The sequence below is a fragment of the Ancylobacter dichloromethanicus genome (assembly GCF_018390645.1).
Lineage (GTDB): Bacteria > Pseudomonadota > Alphaproteobacteria > Rhizobiales > Xanthobacteraceae > Ancylobacter > Ancylobacter dichloromethanicus.
The window spans coordinates 772,191-788,614 of the sequence record NZ_JAHBGC010000020.1 but is presented as its reverse complement, the minus strand read 5'-3'; the positions used below and the strand labels follow the sequence as shown (position 1 = coordinate 788,614).

Sequence of the window (16,424 nt, the reverse complement as noted above, 5' to 3'; positions counted from 1 at the left end):
GGCTAGCGGCATGGACAGGGACATGGGGGAAACGTCTCATCGGCCGAAATCGCTGCTCGAAGCGGTCGAACTGACCAAGAGGTTCGGTTCGCTGGTCGCCAATGACCGCGTCAGCCTCGCCATCCGTGCCGGCGAGACGCATGCGCTGCTCGGCGAAAACGGGGCCGGCAAGTCGACGCTGGTGAAGATGCTGTGCGGCCTGCTGCAACCCGATTCCGGCGAGCTGCTCTATGAGGGCGTACCGGTCGTCTTCCCCGACCCGGCCAGTTCCCGCGCCCGGGGCGTGGGCGTCGTGTTCCAGCATTTCGCGCTGTTCGACGCCATGACCGTGGTGGAGAACGTCGCCCTCGGGCTGCCCGGCCACCAGCCGCTTTCCGTGCTCGCCGCGCGCATCGACGCCTGCGTGCACCGCTACGGGCTCGAGGTCGAGCCCTACCGCCGGGTCGGCGAGCTTTCGGTGGGCGAACGCCAGCGGGTCGAGATCGTGCGCTGCCTGCTCGGCGACCCGCGCGTGCTCATCCTCGACGAGCCGACCTCGGTGCTCACCCCCGACGAATCGGAGAACCTGTTCCGCACCGTCGACCTGCTCACGGCCGAGGGCCGGGCGGTGCTGTTCATCAGCCACAAGCTCGACGAGGTGCGCCGGCTCTGCCACCGGGCGACGGTGCTGCGCGGCGGCAGGTTCATCGCCGAGGTCGACCCGCAGCAGGAATCCTTCGCCAGCCTGGCGCGGCTGATGGTCGGCGCCGACGTGCCGCGCACGCCGCGGGCCGCGACCCATGCGCTCGGCGAACCGCGCCTGCTGGTGCGCCATCTCAACCTGGCCGGCGACGGCTCGCGCGGCTCCGCGCTGCACGACATCAACCTGGAGATCCGCGCCGGCGAGATCGTCGGCATCGCCGGGGTCGCCGGCAACGGCCAGACCGCGCTGTTCGACGTGCTGTCGGGCGAGAGGACGGTGCAGGACCGTGAGAGCATCGTCATCTCCACGGTGCCGGCCGGCGGGTTCGGCCCGACCGAGCGGCGGGCCCTGCGCGCCGGCTTCGTGCCCGAAGAGCGGCTCGGCCATGCCGCCGCGCCCGACCTGTGCCTGTCCGACAACGTGCTGCTGACCACCCATGGCGACGGCCAGATCGTGACCGCCGACATCATCCGCCGCTCCCCGCTCTTCGCGCGCTTCAAGCAGATCGTGAAGGGTTTCGACGTGCGCTTCGGCGGCAAGGACCCGAAGGCGCGCCGCCTTTCCGGTGGCAACCTGCAGAAATTCGTCATCGGCCGCGAAGTGCTGCGCGACCCGGTGCTGATCGTGGTCGACCAGCCGACCTGGGGCGTCGACGCGTCGGCCGCCGCCTTCATCCGCACCACGCTGCGCCAGCGGGCCGCCGAGGGCTGCGCGGTGCTGGTGGTCAGCCAGGACCTCGACGAATTGCTGGAATTCGCCGACCGCATCGCGGTCATGAGCGAGGGCCGCCTGACCGAGCCGGTGCCGGTGGAAGAGACCTCGCGCGAGGCGATCGGCCTTGCCATGGGCGGCGCCCACCGCGCCGCCGGGGAGGGCAGCCATGCCGCTTAGGCTCGAACGGCAGGAGAACATCTCGGCGCTGCGGCACGCGATGGCGCCGGTGGTGGCGCTGCTGGTCACGCTGGTGGTCGGCGCGGTGATGTTCATCGCGCTGGGCCACGACCCGATCCGCGCCTTCACCCTCTATTTCATCGAGCCGCTGGGCGACGCCTACATGCTGCAGGAGCTGGTGGTGAAGGCCTCGCCGCTGGTGCTGATCGGCGTCGGGCTCGCCTTCTGCTACCGCGCCAACCGCTGGAACATCGGCGCCGAGGGCCAGTATGTGGCCGGCGCCGTGCTCGGCTCCTGGCTGGCGCTGGCGACCAACGGCACCGGGGCCGGCCCCTGGGTGCTGCCGGCCATGCTGGTGCTGGGCGCCATTGGCGGCGCGCTGTGGGGGCTGATTCCGGCCTTCCTGCGGGTGCGCTTCGGCTCCAGCGAGATCCTGACCAGCCTGATGCTGGTCTATGTCGCCCAGCTCGGGCTCGACTATCTGGTGCGCGGGCCCTGGCGCGACCCGCAGGGCTTCAACTTTCCCCAGAGCGTCACCTTCGACGATGTGGCGCTGATGCCGCTGCTGACGGGCGAGGGGCGGCTGCATGGCGGCATCGTCATCGCGCTGATCGTGGTGGTGGTCGCCACCTTCGTGCTCGGCCGCACGCTGGTCGGCTTCTCGATCGAACTGGCCGGCTCGGCCCCGCGCGCCGCCGCCTTCGCCGGCTTCGACGAGCGGCGCGTCACCTATGGCGTGTTCGCGGTTTCCGGCGGGCTGGCGGGGCTGGCCGGCATCATCGAGGTGGCGGGGCCGATCGGCCAGCTACAGCCGAGCATCTCGCCCGGCTACGGCTTCACCGCGATCATCGCCGCGATGCTCGGCCGGCTGCACCCGGTGGGCATTCTGGTGGCGAGCCTCGTGCTGGCGCTGACCTATATCGGCGGCGAGGCGGCGCAGATCACCATGCGGATGCCGTTCGACGTGACGCGGGTGTTCCAGGGCACGCTGCTGATCGCCATTCTGGCGGCCGACATTCTGGTGCGCTACCGCATCCGGCGCGTGGAAGGAGCCAGCCATGCTTGACGCGGCGATCATCGGCGCGGTCCTCGCCAGCGTGGTGGCGGCGGCGACCACGCTGCTGCTGGCCTCGCTCGGCGAATTGGTGGCCGAGCGCGCCGGCACGCTCAATCTCGGCGTCGAGGGCATGATGATCGTCGGCGCGGCGGTCGGCTACGTCACCGCCTATGGCTCGGGCAGCCTGCTGCTCGGCACGCTGGCGGCGATGCTGGCGGGGGTGACGCTGTCGCTGGTGTTCGCCGGCCTCGCCATCGGGCTGGCCACCAACCAGGTCGCCTCCGGGCTGGCGACGACCATTCTCGGCCTCGGCCTTGCCGGCCTGATCGGCTCCGGTTTCGTCGGCACCCAGCTCGAAGCCGCGCCGGTGCTGCACATTCCCGGGCTGACCGAACTGCCGATCGTCGGCCGGGCGCTGTTCGGGCAGGACGCCTTCGTCTACGCCTCGATCTTCCTGCTCGTCGCCGTCGCCTACGTGCTGGCCCGCACGCGGATCGGGCTGGTGCTGCGCGCGGTGGGCGAAAACCACGCGGCGGCGCACGCGCTCGGCCATCCGGTGCGCCGCATCCGCACGCTGGCGGTGATGTTCGGCGGCGCCTGCGCCGGGCTGGCGGGCGCCCATCTGTCGCTCGCCTACACCCCGTTCTGGGCCTCCGACATGACCGCCGGCCGGGGCTGGATCGCGCTTGCGCTGGTGGTGTTCTCCGCCTGGCGGCCGCTGTGGCTGCTGGCCGGTGCCTATCTGTTCGGCGCGGTCTCGATCTTGCAGCTGCACGTGCAGGGCTTCGGCCTCGGCATTCCCTCGCAGTTGCTCTCGGCGCTGCCCTATCTGGCGACGATCATCGCCCTGGTGGTCATTTCGGCGCTGAAGCACGGGCAGGGGGCGCCCGCCTCGCTCGGCGTGCCTTTCGTGCCCGACCGCTGAGCGGGCGACGGATCGGTCGCGCCATGGCGGCCTCCCGGCGTATGACGCGGCCGCGTGCGCCTGTGACAATTCCGGCCGCGAATGATGGAGCGGAGACGTTCATGCGCAAGATTCTCGCCATGGCGGTCGGCCTCGCCGCCGGCCTCGCTTTCGCCGGCCCTGGGCTGCCGGAGGCGCAGGCCGCCGAGAAGCTGAAGGCGGCCTGGGTCTATGTCGGGCCGGTCGGCGATTTCGGCTGGTCGTACCAGCACGACCAGGGCCGCAAGGCGGTCGAGAAGGAATTCGGCGACCGGGTGGAGACCACCTTCGTCGAGAATGTCGCGGAGGGGCCGGACGCCGAGCGGGTGATCGAGCAGCTCGCCCGCGCCGGCAACAAGCTGATCTTCACCACCTCGTTCGGCTTCATGGAGCCGACGCTGAAGGTCGCCAAGCGCCATCCGGACGTGTTCTTCGAGCACGCCACCGGCTTCAAGCGGGCCAAGAACGTCTCGACCTACGCGGCCAAGTTCTACGAGGGCCGCTATGTCATCGGCCAGATCGCGGCCAGGATGTCGAAGACCGGGACGATCGGCTACATCGCCTCCTTCCCCATTCCGGAAGTCGTCTCCGGCATCAACGCGATGATGCTGGGCGCGCAGTCGGTCAATCCGGACATGAAGATCAAGATCGTCTGGGTGAATTCCTGGTTCGACCCGGCCAAGGAAGCCGACGCGGCCAAGGCGCTGATCGACCAGGGCGCCGACGTGATCGCCCAGCACACCGACAGCCCCGCCGCCATGCAGGCCGCCGAAGGACGCGACGTGTTCGCCTTCGGCCAGGCTTCCGACATGATCAAGTTCGGTCCCGACTCGCAGCTCACCGCCATCGTCGACGACTGGGCGCCCTATTATATCGAACGCACCAAGGCGGTGCTGGACGGCACCTGGACATCGACCGACACCTGGGGCGGCATGAAGGACGGCGAGGTGGTGATGGCCCCCTACACCAACATGCCCGACGAGGTGAAGAAGATGGCCGAGGAAACGCAGGCGGCCATCACCTCGGGCGCGCTTCACCCCTTCAAGGGACCGATCTACAAGCAGGACGGCACGCTGGCGGTGAAGGAAGGCGAGGTACTGCCCGACAAGGCCATCCTGTCGATGAACTGGTACGTGAAGGGCATCGACGACGAGGTGCCCGGCCGGTAATGCCCCGCGCGTGACCGGTGGCGCGGCGGCGGACCGCGCCACCATCGTTGCCAAAGGCGGCGCCATATGCGATGGCGCTTTCAGGACGGAATGGCCCTTCTGGCCGGAGGCGCAGTGTCGAGCCGATGACGATCCCCGTGGATATCGCCGCCCTCGGAGCCCGCGCGGCGGCGATGACCGAGGAACTTGGCCGGATCTCCTCGGCGCCCGACAACCTGACCCGGTTCTTCCTGACGCCGGAGCACCGGCGCGCCGCCGATCTCGTCGCCCGCTGGATGGCCGAAGCCGGCCTCGGGGTGAGCGAGGACGCGCTGGGTACGGTGCGCGGCCATTGGCACCCCGCCGGCCCGGACGCGCCGCGCCTGCTGATCGGCTCGCATATCGACACTGTCGCCAATGCCGGGAAATATGACGGCGCGCTCGGCGTGATCCTCGGCATCCTCGCCGTCGGGGCGGTGGCGCAGGCCGGGCTGGCGCCGCCCTATGGCGTCGACGTGCTGGCCTTCGGCGACGAGGAGGGCACGCGCTTTCCCACCACGCTGTCCTCCTCGGCCGCCTGCGCCGGGGTGTTTCCGCCCGCCAGCCTCGCCGCGACGGACGGCGACGGGGTGAGCCTTGCCGAGGCGCTGCGGGCCTATGGCAAGGACCCGGACGCCATTGCCGCCGCCGCCTATGATCCCTCGCGGGTGATCGCCTATGTCGAGGCGCATATCGAGCAGGGCCCGGTGCTGGAGGTCGAGGGCGAGCCGCTCGGCATCGTCACCGCCATCGCCGGCGCCTCGCGGCTGTCGGTCACCGTCACCGGCGAGGCCGGCCATGCCGGAACGGTGCCGATGCGCCTGCGCCGCGACGCGCTGGCCGGCGCCGCCGAGATGGCGCTGGCGGTGGAGCGCATCGCCCGCTCGGACCCGCACGGCATGGTGGCCACGGTCGGGCGGATGCATGTCGAGCCCGGCTCGATCAACGTCATTCCCTCGCGCGTGGTGTTCACCGTCGACCTGCGCTCCGGCTCGGACATGTCGCGCCGCGAGGCGCTGACGCGCTTCGAGCGCGAGGCGCACGCCATCGCCGACAATCGCCGCCTTGGCGTCGTCATCTCCGCCTTTCACGAAGTGGCAACCGTCCCCTGCTACCGCGACCTGCAGCTGCGGCTGGGCAACGCCGTCGCCGATCTCGGCCATCGCGCGCGCGCGCTGCCCTCCGGGGCCGGCCATGACGGCCAGGCGATGTCGAAGCTGTGCCCGGTCGGCATGCTGTTCATTCGCTGCCGGGGCGGCATCAGCCACAACCCGGCGGAATATACTTCGCCCGAGGACATGGGTCTGGCCGCTGCGGCGCTGATCCGTTTCATCGAGCGTTTCCAACTGCCGCAACGCGACGGCGGCACCAGCGGAGCACTGACGTGAGCACTTCCGGCGACAATGACAGGCTTGCGCGCGAGGTCGAGTTCCTGAAGGCGCTCGTGCGCGTGCCCAGCGACAACCCGCCGGGCGACTGCGCGCCCCATGCCGAGGTGACGGGGCAACTGCTGGAAGAACTCGGCTTCGAGGTCGAGCGCCACGCGGTGCCGGAGCCCTTCGTGCTGGCCCATGGCATGAAATCGGTGGTCAACCTCATCGTGCGCGAGCGCTTCGGTACCGGCAGCGGGCCGGTGATCGCGCTCAACTCGCATGGCGACGTGGTGCCGCCCGGCGAGGGCTGGACCTATGATCCCTATGGCGCGGAGGAGCGGGGAGGGGCGATCTATGGCCGCGGCGCCGCCGTGTCCAAATCCGACTTCGCCACCTATGCCTTCGCGCTGCTGGCGCTGAAGGAACGGCCGGAAGGGCTCGACGGCACGGTCGAGCTGCATTTCACCTATGACGAGGAAGCGGGCGGCTTCGTCGGGCCGCGCTGGCTGCTGGAGCACGAGATCAGCAAGCCCGACTACGCCATTTCCGCCGGCTTCTCCTATGCCGTGGTGATCGCCCATAATGGCGCCCTGCATCTGGAGATCGTGGTGCGCGGCAAGCAGGCCCACGCGGCGATGCCGGAGACCGGCGCCGACGCGCTGGAGGCCGCCACCGCCATTCTCGCCGCGATCTATGCCGAGCGCCGGCGCCTCAACGGCATCACCAGCGCGACGCCGGGCATCGGCTCGCCCAAGATCACCGTCGGCCTCATCTCCGGCGGCATCAACACCAATGTCGTGCCCGACCGCATCGTGATGCGCGTCGACCGCCGACTGACGCCGGAAGAGGACGGGCTGAGCGTCGAAGCCGAATTGAGCGCTCTGGTCGAAGCGGCGGTCGAGGGATTGCCGGGCATCGAGATCGAATGCCGCCGCATCATCCTCGCCGAGCCGCTGCGCACGCTGCCGGGAACCGAGCGGCTGGTCGAGACGATCCAGAAGCACGCCGGCGAGGTGCTGGGGGAGATCCCTCCGGCGACGGCGGTGCCGCTCTACACCGATGCCCGCCACTACACCGCGGCCGGCGTGCCGACCGTGCTCTATGGCGCCGGGCCGCGCTCCATCCTGGAAGCCAACGCCCATGCGGCGGACGAGCATGTGCGCATCAGCGACCTCAAGGCGGCGACGCAGGTGATCGAGGCCACTTTGCGCGACCTGCTGAAGCCGTGAGCGGGGAGCGGGCCGCGTGAGCTGGAGCCGGGTGTTCGTCAGCGACTATTTCCCGCTTTTCGTGCTGTTCGTCGCGACCATTCCGCTGCTGGCGGGGTGGCTCTGCTACTGGGTGGCGATGCGCCCACGCCTGGTCGCGGTGTTCGTCCCGCGCGATCTCCAGACCTCCTATCTCGGCGCCCTGACCCTGCCCTTCGCGCTGTTCCTCGCCTTCATGGTGAGCGATATCTGGAGCCGCGAGAACCGCTATGCCCAGACCGTGCTGCAGGAGGTGCAGAAGCTCGACGCCATGCTGGACGTCGCCCGGGTGTGCGGGCCTTCCTGCCAGCCGATCGACGACGCGGTGGGCGCCTATGCGCGCGCGCTCTCGCTGCGCGAATGGGATGAGGGCTGGGTCCGCCCGCACCTGGACGTCTCCACGGCCTTTGACGGGCTGGCGGACGCGATCGCCTCGGCCGAGGCGGATGCCACGGTGCCGATTCATATCCGCAACGTGATGCTCGCCAGCCAGCTCGATCTGCGCCGGCTGCGGACGGACCGCTATTTCATCCTCCACGCCGATCTCGCACCGCATCGCTGGGTCGTGGTGATGGTGCTCGGCCTGCTGTCGCTGATCGGCCTGGCGGCGCTGCATGTCGGCAAGCGCTACCAGCTCATGATCGGCCTATCGACCTTCGCCATCGCCTTCTCGATGACGCTTGCCTACACGGTCCTGCTGGCGTGGCCGACCGTGGACGAGAGCATCGTTCCGTCCGACCAGTTGCGGCGGGTGCTGGAATAGCGCGGCGCCTCGCAGCGGCCGGGCTTCAGTAGCCGACCGCCGTGCCGTGCAGGTCGTAGGCGTCGGCGCGCTCGATCTTCACCGTGACGATCTCGCCGACGCGCAGCGGACGCCGCGCCGCGACATGGACGACGCCGTCGATCTCCGGCGCGTCCGCCTTCGAGCGCCCGACCGCCACCGTCGGCCCGACACTGTCGATGATCACCTGCTGGCGGGTGCCGACCTTGTGCTTGAGGCGCCGGGCGCTGACCCGCTGCTGCACTTCCATGAAGCGCTTCCAGCGCTCGTCCTTGACCTCGTCGGCAACCGCCGCACCGAGATCATTGGCGGGCGCGCCGGCGACCGGCTCGTATTTGAAGCAGCCGACGCGGTCGAGCCCGGCTTCTTCGAGGAAGGCGAGCAGTTCCTCGAACTCGGCGTCGGTCTCGCCGGGAAAGCCGACGATGAAGGTGGAGCGCAGGGTCAGCTCCGGGCAGATGGCACGCCAGGCCTGGATGCGCGCCAGCGTCTTCTCCTGCGCCGCCGGGCGCTTCATGCGCTTCAGCACGCTCGGCGAGGCGTGCTGGAAGGGGATGTCGAGATAGGGAAGGATCACCCCTTCCGACATCAGCCCGATCACCTCGTCGACATGGGGGTAGGGGTAGACATAGTGCATGCGCACCCACGCCCCGAGGCCGCCGAGTTCGCGGGCGAGATCGAAGAAGCGGGTGCGCACCTCGCGGTCCTTCCACCGGCTCGGCGCGTATTTCAGGTCGACGCCATAGGCCGAGGTGTCCTGCGAGATGACGAGCAGTTCCTTCACCCCGGCCGCGACCAGCCGCTCGGCCTCGCGCAACACCTCCGCCGCCGGCCGGCTGACCAGGTCGCCGCGCAGCTTAGGGATGATGCAGAAGGTGCAACGATTGTTGCAACCCTCTGAAATCTTTAGGTACGCATAGTGGCGCGGGGTGAGCTTGATGCCCTGGGCCGGTACCAGATCGAGAAACGGGTCGTGCTGCGGCGGCACCGCCTGATGCACGGCGGCCAGCACGCTCTCATATTGCTGCGGCCCGGTGACGGCGAGCACGCCGGGATGCACGTCGCGAATCTGCTCGGGCTCGGCGCCCATGCAGCCGGTGACGATGACCCGGCCATTTTCCTTCAGCGCGTCGCCGATGGCGGCGAGGCTCTCGGCCTTGGCGCTGTCGAGGAAGCCGCAGGTGTTGACGATGACGAGGTCGGCGCCTTCGTGGTGGCGCGACAGCTCATAGCCTTCCGAGCGCAGGCTGGTGATGATCCGCTCGCTGTCGACCAGCGCCTTGGGGCACCCGAGCGACACGAAGGAGATGCGCGGCGCGTCGGCGCGCGCGGAGGAGAAGGCGTCGGAGGACGCGATGTCGGCCATGATCGGAAGGGCACCCGGCATTTCAGGATCGCGAGCGGTTACGGCACGCCGCCCCGTCCGTCAACTGCGCCGGGCGCGGAGCTGCCGCGCCTCGCCCGCTTGTGAGCCCGCGCTCAGGCGGCCTCGCCGTCCATTGCCTGATGCAGGACGCTCTCGAACAGCTCGACTTCGGGGTGGCCGAGATAGAGCGGCTTGTTGGCGCCGGTGCTGCCATGCGCCTTGCGGAACGCCTCCGAGCGCGTCCAGGCCTCGAAATCCGCCCGCGACGCCCATTGCGAATGCGAGGCGTACAGCGTGTGGTCGTCCTTGGTGGGGCCGCGCAGCAGATGAAACGACTTGAAGCCGGGAACGGTGCGGAGATGGCTGTCGCGCTCGCGCCAGACGGTTTCGAAATCGGCCTCCGACCCGAGCTTCACCTTGAAGCGATTCATCGCGAGAAACATGGCGCACTCCTTCATTGGCCCGGCGCAGCAGACTTAGCCCAAGCCGTCGCCGAGGTCGATGCGGCGCGGCGGCGTCGGCACCGCGGCGGACAAAAAAAGGGGCGGCTCGCGCCGCCCGCCAATATCCCGGAGAGACACGGCCGGGACAGGGCCTGATTCAGGGCTTACTTCAGCTTGTCGACGTCGATGCCGAAAGTGACGGCGCCGATGGCCACGTCCTTGTCGACAATGACGGCGCTGACCTGGGCGATCTTCTTGCCCCCGTCTTCCTCGACCTTGTCGACGAAGATGGCGCCCGGGCCGACGCCGTAGGTCTTCTGCCACTTCGCCTCGTCGCCCTGCCACAGGTCCGAGGTACCGTCGGTCTGGCCGACATTGAGGCCCCGATTGTCCATCACGAAGACTTCGGTGACCACGCCGCCGGAGGCATCCCGCTTCTGGATCAGGAATTCCGACAGCTCGTTCTTGCGGACGGGATCAACCACCGCCGGGTCCTTGGCAACCCAGGCCTTGTCCAGCGCGATGATGTCTTCCTGCATCAGCCGCTTGTGCTTCTTGTTGGCCTCGACAACGGCGGCAATGACCACCGGGTCGCTGAGCCAGGGCTGCAGATTCTGCTGCACATAGGCCGTCGCCGGCTTCACATGCGCGGGCTCTTCCTGGGCGAAGGCCGGCACGGCACCGAGAATGCTCGCCGCCGCAGCGAATGCGACGAGCCTGCTGTGAATGTTCATTGGCGTTTCCTCCTCATGGACGGTCTTCTGCCGTCCGGTGCTACCGTAGCATGATGTAATGATGGCAGCGCAAGAGGTATTAGACGCTGCAGGGCAGCAATAGCAATTTCAAATATTCGCATGTGCGAAATATTCGATCAGTTCATAGTATATTATGTACTATATCTCTTCGCGCGAAAACAATAGATACCCGGTCCGCGCGGTGAGACGAAGAGCGGCGCCGCAATCGAGGTTGTTGCGCATGACCCAGGGGAAAAAGCACGTTACGGCGCCCGTTCTAAGCATCGGATCTTTCCGCAGGCGCCCGCCAAGACTGGAACCGCCGTCTGGGATGCCACATTCCATGTACGATGTTCCGTATTCTTCATGGTGGACATCAAGACTTCACGGAGATTTGTCGCCCCGAGCGGCCCAAAATCGCCCTGTGCGCCCGAAAACGTGCCCAGATACTTCTTGACTGCGTCATTCCGGTGCCAAATTCAGCAGCCTATGATCTCTCGCCCGCAGAGGACGCGGCCAAGCCCGAAACGGGCATCCAACGCCGAGACAGGGAGGTTCCACATGACCAACATCGTTGAAGGACCCGCCTTTCGACCCGAACCGCTGCACGTGCTGATCGGCCAGGAGGATATCGCCATCGACTCGCTCGACGGCGCCATCGGCCTCATCCGCTCGCTGCGCAACGACCGACTCGGCCGTTTCGCCGAGATGCTGCTGACCCAGATGGAGTCCGCCCGCCTGCCGCAGCAGAAGAACGATGCCTGGGTGGCGTTCGCCACCTGGACCGACGCCTGCCACCTGCGTAACGACGCGCACCACTGGAGCCGGGCCGCCTGAGCGCCCGTTGCCAAGGCCGACGCCTCGAATCCGACCGGGCGGGGGTGCCCTTGCGCTCCCCGCTCGTCCCGTCCGTTCCAAAGCCGATGGCGGAGAGCGCGCGGTTGCGCTAAGCGTTTGGCGGGGAGAGCGCCTTCTTCACGTCGAGCAACCGCATTGAATCCTGTGTCTTTCGCCCTGGCCGGGCTCATGGCTGGCCTCGTGACGCTGATGTCTCCGCCGCCTGCGCAGGCCGGCCCGGCGGTCGTCCCGACCCCGCCGCCGCCCCCTGTCGAAGCCGCGCAGGAGGCGCCGTCCACCCCGGTGCAGCCGCCGCTCGTCCTGCTGCTCGACGGGCTCGGGGTCTATGTCGAGAGCGACTATATCGGCGTGTCGGCACTGACCCGGCCGCTGGCCCGGCAGGGCTTCCGCACCCGCACCGATTCGCATCTGATGCTGAAGACCAAGGGCCTCGTGCCGGACGTGATCATCGGCCACTCAATGGGCGGCGAGACGGCGCTGCGCTATGCCACCGAGCTGGCGCGGGCGGGATATAAGCCGCCGCTGGTGATCACCATCGACGCCGCGCCGGCGCCGCCGGCCTGCACCGTTCCGCGCTGCATCAACATCGCCGGACCCGGCTTCAGCCGGGTGCGCGGCGCGCAGAACATCAGCGCCTGGGACGCCGGCGCGCGCTTTCGCAACCATGCCCAGCTGCCGACCCACCCGGCGGTCGAAAATCTCATCCTGCAGGAAACCGCCCGCTGGATGGCCGGCTGGCGGGGAAGGGCGCAGGCGAAGGAACAGGGGAGGGAACCGGCGCCCCGCGGTCCGGGCGCGAAGCCCGCTCCCCAGGTCCGGGCGCCGGCCCCGCCCGCGTCGCCACCCCGGGCCCCCTCGCCAGCCACGCTGCCGAAGATGTGGACGACGCCGGGCTGGAGCGTTCCGGGATGGACCCTGCCAAGCTGGCCCACTCTCCCCGGCCAGGGCGGATGAGGGCGCGCGCCCGCCTCCATGGTCCCGCTCGCCGCTGCGCGGACGGTTGACGGGCTCGTCCCCGACACCCTAAAGCAGACCGCCGACGGCGGTGCGGGGCAATGGCCGGCGCCGCCGTCGCCGAACAGGCAAGGCCGGCCGCCCGCGCGCGGCCGATCGTCCGGAAGGGTGGCCGAGTGGTTTAAGGCAGCGGTCTTGAAAACCGCCGTGGGTGCAAGCCCACCGTGGGTTCGAATCCCACCCCTTCCGCCATTTCACGCCCTAGCGCACTGTATTTACTTGTGTTTTTCTGATCAATGTCCACGCACCCACAAGCACGCCCACAAGGCGAAATCTGGCCTATCCACCCCGCATTAGGGCGCCCGCCACGTTCGCGTAGACACGGGCGACTCTGCATAGGCCAATCGCCAGAAGCCGCCGACAGAGCGGGAAGGGCCGCCGGGCTGGCCTCTGGCAAATCTCGGGGACGTGCCGGCTCATTTCCCTTTCGCCTGTTGGGTAGGAACGAGGCGACCATATGCGATGTCGGTCTCTTCGCGATCTAGGCGCTCGGCCCACGGGACGGCGCCCTCCAGATAGGCAAGGGAGTCGTCGAGTAGGTACCGCAGGCTGTCGAGGTCGACAGGCACGTGATGATCCTGCATCGCAGAAATGGCTGCCACCGCGCATACCAGGAGATTCCGGGAATGGTGCAGGTCGTCCATGCCGGTGTTTTTCGTTGGGAAATAGACGGGGCATTCTTCAGACATGGGTGCCTCCCTTTGCGACAAGCGCCGCGAGGTTGTCGGCATGGAAGTGCAGCCGCGCCTCGTACCCTTCCTCGGGATAGGCGCCGGCGACGACGGCGCCGGTGCTCACCCGCAGGCTCGCGTGGCCGGTGAGAAAATGGCGGGGGTACAGTTCGGCGAGTGCCGCCTTGATCTCGGCGAGCGCGGCGTCGATCCGAGCCTCTGGCGTTGCCCTGCCATCAAGAAACCCAAGCGCCGCCTGCATCAGGTTCGCCACGAAGAAACGACTTGTCGAGTGACTATGAAATTCAGCAGCCGTACGCAGGGCCTCGACAGCACCATCGCGCGTCGTGGCGGCCGGCAGACGCTGGCCCTTTTCCAGCCGCTCCCATGCTGGCATTGGCACATCGTCAATCTCCGGGTCCGGAAGGGCACTGATGCGGCTCTCTTCCTCCCGATAGGCCAGGACAGCAGCGAGGACGGGATCAGCTGCGGTTTCAGCCGATGTGCCTTCAGCGGGGCGCGGAGAAGCGCAGCAGTCTGTGCTATGGGCGAGGTTAGCCATGGCCGAAGCTCCATTTCGGTTTGTGGTTAGGGCTGGATTGAGGTTGCCGCCTCTTCCCCGCCCGGCGCTTCCGTGATATCACGCGATCATGAGCAATTCAACTGATGATATCGCGAAATCACGCAAGCGACCTTCGCAAACCGGCGAACCGGTGCTCGTGCGGCTCCAGCCCGATCTCGTGGCAAAGCTGGATGCGTGGCGGGCCGATCAGCGGCCTATCCCCAGCCGCCCCGAGGCGCTGCGGATGATCCTCAAGGAATGGCTGGCCGGCCGCTAGTGCCGCGCCTCGTCCGTGCCCATGCTGGCGTTGTAGCCGGCAAGCACGTTCTCCAGCATCACCCGGCCGGCCTCGATGCTCTCGCCACGCGCCATGGCGGCGACGGCCACCAGAAGGCACGCCCTCGCGATGGCCTCGTGTCCAACGCCCATCGTCTCCAAGGTGCTCGCCGCGCGCCCCATCAGCCGGTCGGCGAGCATTTCGTGGAGGTCGGTCCCGGCGCTCATGCCAGGTCACTCCGGCGAACGCCCCAATGCTGTTGCAGCATTTGCCCGCCCCTGCTTCCGGGGCTCAACTGGTTCAGCGCTTCCTCTCGGGCGATTTGGCGGATCTTCGTCATGATGTTGAGGGAACCGTCCGCACCTATACTCGTGCGCGTGTCTGCCGTTGTGCCGGGCAAGGTCTGCACGTTGTTGTGGACGACAATCCCGCCACCGCTCGCGCGGGCACCGTGCTGCACCGCCGGGCGGAAGTCCGGGAGCCTCGGCACCACCGCTCCACCGTCTGCGAGGTGCCGCACGACACCGTTGTTGATGGCGTCCAACAGCGCCCGGTTCTTCCGGGTCGCGTCGGCGTTTACGACATACTCGCCATTGGAAAGCCGCGCCGGAATGCTGTCAGAGGTGCCGGTGCCGGGCCCGCTGATGCGCCCGCCGGTGGCGGCGCGGACAGGACCGCCGGAGGCGAGCCCGGTCGGTGCGCCGCCGAACAGGGACGAGAAGAGCCCGGCGCCGCCGGTGCTCGGGAAAATGGCGTTCAGGGCCATGTCGAGCAGCTTGTCGGCAACCTTCCCCAGCGCGCCCTCCAGCGCCTGCGCCGCCGACACGCCCCGCTGCATGTCGCTAATGAACCCGCCGAGCACATCGCGGCCGAGGTCGTTGAACTCGGCGGCCGACTGCTGCAGCTTCCCCTGTTCCTCGGCGAGTTGTCCGGCGGCCACCGACGCATCGGCGTAGGAGGTCGCCAGCGCGTCAATCTGCGCCTGAAGCGTCGGCGTGATTTTCAGCCCGGCCTCGGTCGCCGCCTGCATGAGGTCGTATTGCGCGCGGGCCTTCTCCAGCGCGAAACCGTAATCGTTCACCAGAGGGTTCAGGCCGGCCTGCGCCGCCGTCTCGGCATTGATGGCGTCCCTGCGCTCCCCGATTGCCGCCGTCAGCCGCTGATAGTCGTTCAAGCGCTCCCTGGTGGCCTTGTCGCCGGTCACGGGCGCGTCGGCGATGGAAACGGTGCTCACGCCCGTCCGTGCCATCGTGGTACCGCCCCCGCGGCTCGATCCGGCCCTCTGCGCTGCCTGGGGCTTCGTGATTCCGTAGCCCGCCATTCCCTCGGCGGAATAGTCCACGCCGATGGCCTCGCCGATCCGACGCCAAATCGGCAGGTTGCCGAAGTCGGAGAGATAGGTTCGCAGCGTCTTCAGCCCGGCCACTGCCGTGTTGATGTAGCCGGGAAGCCCCTCGATGGCCTTGCCGACGTTCGAGAGGTTTGTCGCCGCCGCCTCGCTGGCGCCCGTGGTCTTGTCCAGCTCGCCCACCACCGCGATAAGGGCATTGCTGACGCGCGTCATGCCCTGCGAGACGGTGCCGGTGGCCTTCGCCGCCTTTTGTTCGAGTTGCGGCATGCCGGCGAGGAACGCGCGGAAAAACGCCTCGCTCGACACCTTGCCGGCAAGGACAAGGTTGCGCAGCTTCGACACCGAGCCGCCGGCCTCTTCCAGGCCCGTCGCCACGGTCTGAAGGACAGTCGGCGTGCCTTCCAACAGCGAGTTGAATTCTTCGGCTCTGACGACGCTGCCGCCGAGGGCCTGCCCCAACTGCAGCAGCGCCCCCGATGCCTCCTGCGCGTCGGCGCTGCCGGCGCGGAGCGCGACCGCGATGCCCTCAGTGAATCGCGTCAGTTCCTCGCCGGACACGCCAAGCTCGGCCTGCGCCTGCGAGAGGCGGGAATAGAGCGTCACCAGCGGCTCTATGGCGGTCCCGTTGCGCTGGGCGATCTCAAACAGGTCGCGGAACGTGCCGGCGAGCGCATCGCCTTGCAGGCCCGTTACCTTCAGCTTGTTGGTGAGGTCGGTATATGCTGCCGCCGCGCGCGCGATCGACTGCACCGAGAGAGCCGCCGCGATGCCGGCCGCCGCCGAACGCCCGAACGCCGCGAATGAAGCGCCCGTGCGCTCGGCAATCTGCCCCATGCTCTTGTTGATGCTGAGGCTCGTCCGCGCGGCGCCTTGAGACATCTTGTTGTAGGTTCGCGTCGTGACGCCGTCAGCACGCGCCATCTTCTTTTCAAGGTCGGTAATCCGGCCTTCGAGGACGACTTGCAGCCCTTCTCTATCGGTCGCCAT

Annotated in this window: 17 protein-coding genes and 1 tRNA gene; 11 read left to right on the top strand and 7 right to left on the bottom strand. The window is 68.3% G+C overall.

What is annotated here, in order from left to right:
* Nucleotides 1-22: 22 nt before the first annotated feature.
* From KHC23_RS12430 to KHC23_RS12400, 7 genes are all read left to right on the top strand, one after another.
* Nucleotides 23-1,573, top strand: coding sequence for an ABC transporter ATP-binding protein (locus KHC23_RS12430; protein WP_213372918.1), 1,551 nt, complete (start codon nt 23-25; stop codon nt 1,571-1,573).
* Nucleotides 1,563-2,639 (top strand): ABC transporter permease, encoded by a 1,077-nt coding sequence (locus tag KHC23_RS12425; protein WP_213372916.1) that lies wholly within the window; start codon nt 1,563-1,565, stop codon nt 2,637-2,639. Before KHC23_RS12430 ends, KHC23_RS12425 begins: the two co-directional genes overlap by 11 nt.
* A complete protein-coding gene (locus KHC23_RS12420) occupies nt 2,632-3,555 on the top strand; it encodes an ABC transporter permease (RefSeq protein ID WP_213372914.1) in 924 nt (307 codons plus the stop codon). The genes KHC23_RS12425 and KHC23_RS12420 overlap by 8 nt, the downstream gene beginning before the upstream one ends.
* 101 nt (nt 3,556-3,656) lie before the next feature.
* Nucleotides 3,657-4,742 (top strand): BMP family ABC transporter substrate-binding protein, encoded by a 1,086-nt coding sequence (locus tag KHC23_RS12415; RefSeq protein ID WP_213372912.1) that lies wholly within the window; start codon nt 3,657-3,659, stop codon nt 4,740-4,742.
* 125 nt (nt 4,743-4,867) lie between these two features.
* Nucleotides 4,868-6,148: an allantoate amidohydrolase gene (locus KHC23_RS12410; protein WP_213372910.1), complete on the top strand. Its 1,281-nt coding sequence runs from the start codon at nt 4,868-4,870 to the stop codon at nt 6,146-6,148.
* Nucleotides 6,145-7,362: an ArgE/DapE family deacylase gene (locus KHC23_RS12405; protein WP_213372908.1), complete on the top strand. Its 1,218-nt coding sequence runs from the start codon at nt 6,145-6,147 to the stop codon at nt 7,360-7,362. Before KHC23_RS12410 ends, KHC23_RS12405 begins: the two co-directional genes overlap by 4 nt.
* A 16-nt stretch (nt 7,363-7,378) precedes the next feature.
* Nucleotides 7,379-8,143 carry a bestrophin-like domain gene (locus tag KHC23_RS12400; RefSeq protein WP_213372906.1) on the top strand — a complete coding sequence of 255 codons (765 nt, stop codon included), beginning with the start codon at nt 7,379-7,381 and terminating at the stop codon, nt 8,141-8,143.
* Between the two features lie 25 nt (nt 8,144-8,168).
* Here the strand turns inward: KHC23_RS12400 and rimO are convergent, their stop codons facing one another.
* The 3 genes from rimO to KHC23_RS12385 all read right to left on the bottom strand — a co-directional run bounded on the left by rimO (nt 8,169) and on the right by KHC23_RS12385 (nt 10,704).
* A complete protein-coding gene (rimO, locus tag KHC23_RS12395) occupies nt 8,169-9,527 on the bottom strand; it encodes a 30S ribosomal protein S12 methylthiotransferase RimO (protein ID WP_213373234.1) in 1,359 nt (452 codons plus the stop codon).
* A 113-nt stretch (nt 9,528-9,640) separates the two neighbouring features.
* Nucleotides 9,641-9,970, bottom strand: a complete 330-nt coding sequence (gene hmuQ / locus KHC23_RS12390; protein ID WP_213372904.1) for a heme-degrading protein HmuQ — start codon at nt 9,968-9,970, stop codon at nt 9,641-9,643.
* A 164-nt stretch (nt 9,971-10,134) separates the two neighbouring features.
* The gene (locus KHC23_RS12385) at nt 10,135-10,704 is read right to left on the bottom strand and encodes a hypothetical protein (RefSeq protein ID WP_213372902.1); all 570 of its coding nucleotides are present in this window, start codon (nt 10,702-10,704) and stop codon (nt 10,135-10,137) included.
* Between the two features lie 561 nt (nt 10,705-11,265).
* On the opposite strand from KHC23_RS12385, the gene KHC23_RS12380 reads away from it, so the two are divergent.
* The 3 genes from KHC23_RS12380 (at nt 11,266) to KHC23_RS12370 (ending at nt 12,768) form a co-directional block, all read left to right on the top strand.
* A complete protein-coding gene (locus KHC23_RS12380) occupies nt 11,266-11,541 on the top strand; it encodes a hypothetical protein (RefSeq protein ID WP_213372900.1) in 276 nt (91 codons plus the stop codon).
* A gap of 210 nt (nt 11,542-11,751) precedes the next feature.
* A complete protein-coding gene (locus tag KHC23_RS12375; RefSeq protein WP_246544526.1) occupies nt 11,752-12,516 on the top strand; it encodes a hypothetical protein in 765 nt (254 codons plus the stop codon).
* 162 nt (nt 12,517-12,678) lie between these two features.
* Nucleotides 12,679-12,768 (top strand) — tRNA-Ser (locus KHC23_RS12370).
* A 224-nt stretch (nt 12,769-12,992) separates the two neighbouring features.
* Here KHC23_RS12370 and KHC23_RS12365 read toward each other — a convergent pair.
* Together KHC23_RS12365 and KHC23_RS12360 are read right to left on the bottom strand one after the other, a co-directional pair.
* A complete protein-coding gene (locus KHC23_RS12365) occupies nt 12,993-13,265 on the bottom strand; it encodes a hypothetical protein (protein ID WP_213372898.1) in 273 nt (90 codons plus the stop codon).
* The gene (locus KHC23_RS12360) at nt 13,258-13,809 is read right to left on the bottom strand and encodes a hypothetical protein (protein WP_213372896.1); all 552 of its coding nucleotides are present in this window, start codon (nt 13,807-13,809) and stop codon (nt 13,258-13,260) included. Before KHC23_RS12360 ends, KHC23_RS12365 begins: the two co-directional genes overlap by 8 nt.
* Before the next feature lie 88 nt (nt 13,810-13,897).
* On the opposite strand from KHC23_RS12360, the gene KHC23_RS12355 reads away from it, so the two are divergent.
* Nucleotides 13,898-14,086 (top strand): hypothetical protein, encoded by a 189-nt coding sequence (locus tag KHC23_RS12355; protein ID WP_213372894.1) that lies wholly within the window; start codon nt 13,898-13,900, stop codon nt 14,084-14,086.
* Here KHC23_RS12355 and KHC23_RS12350 read toward each other — a convergent pair.
* Entirely contained in the window at nt 14,083-14,313 is a 231-nt protein-coding gene (locus KHC23_RS12350; RefSeq protein WP_213372892.1) for a hypothetical protein, read from the bottom strand. The genes KHC23_RS12355 and KHC23_RS12350 overlap by 4 nt on opposite strands.
* Complete coding sequence (locus KHC23_RS12345; RefSeq protein WP_213372890.1) at nt 14,310-16,424, bottom strand: tape measure protein; 2,115 nt, start codon at nt 16,422-16,424, stop codon at nt 14,310-14,312. The genes KHC23_RS12350 and KHC23_RS12345 overlap by 4 nt, the downstream gene beginning before the upstream one ends.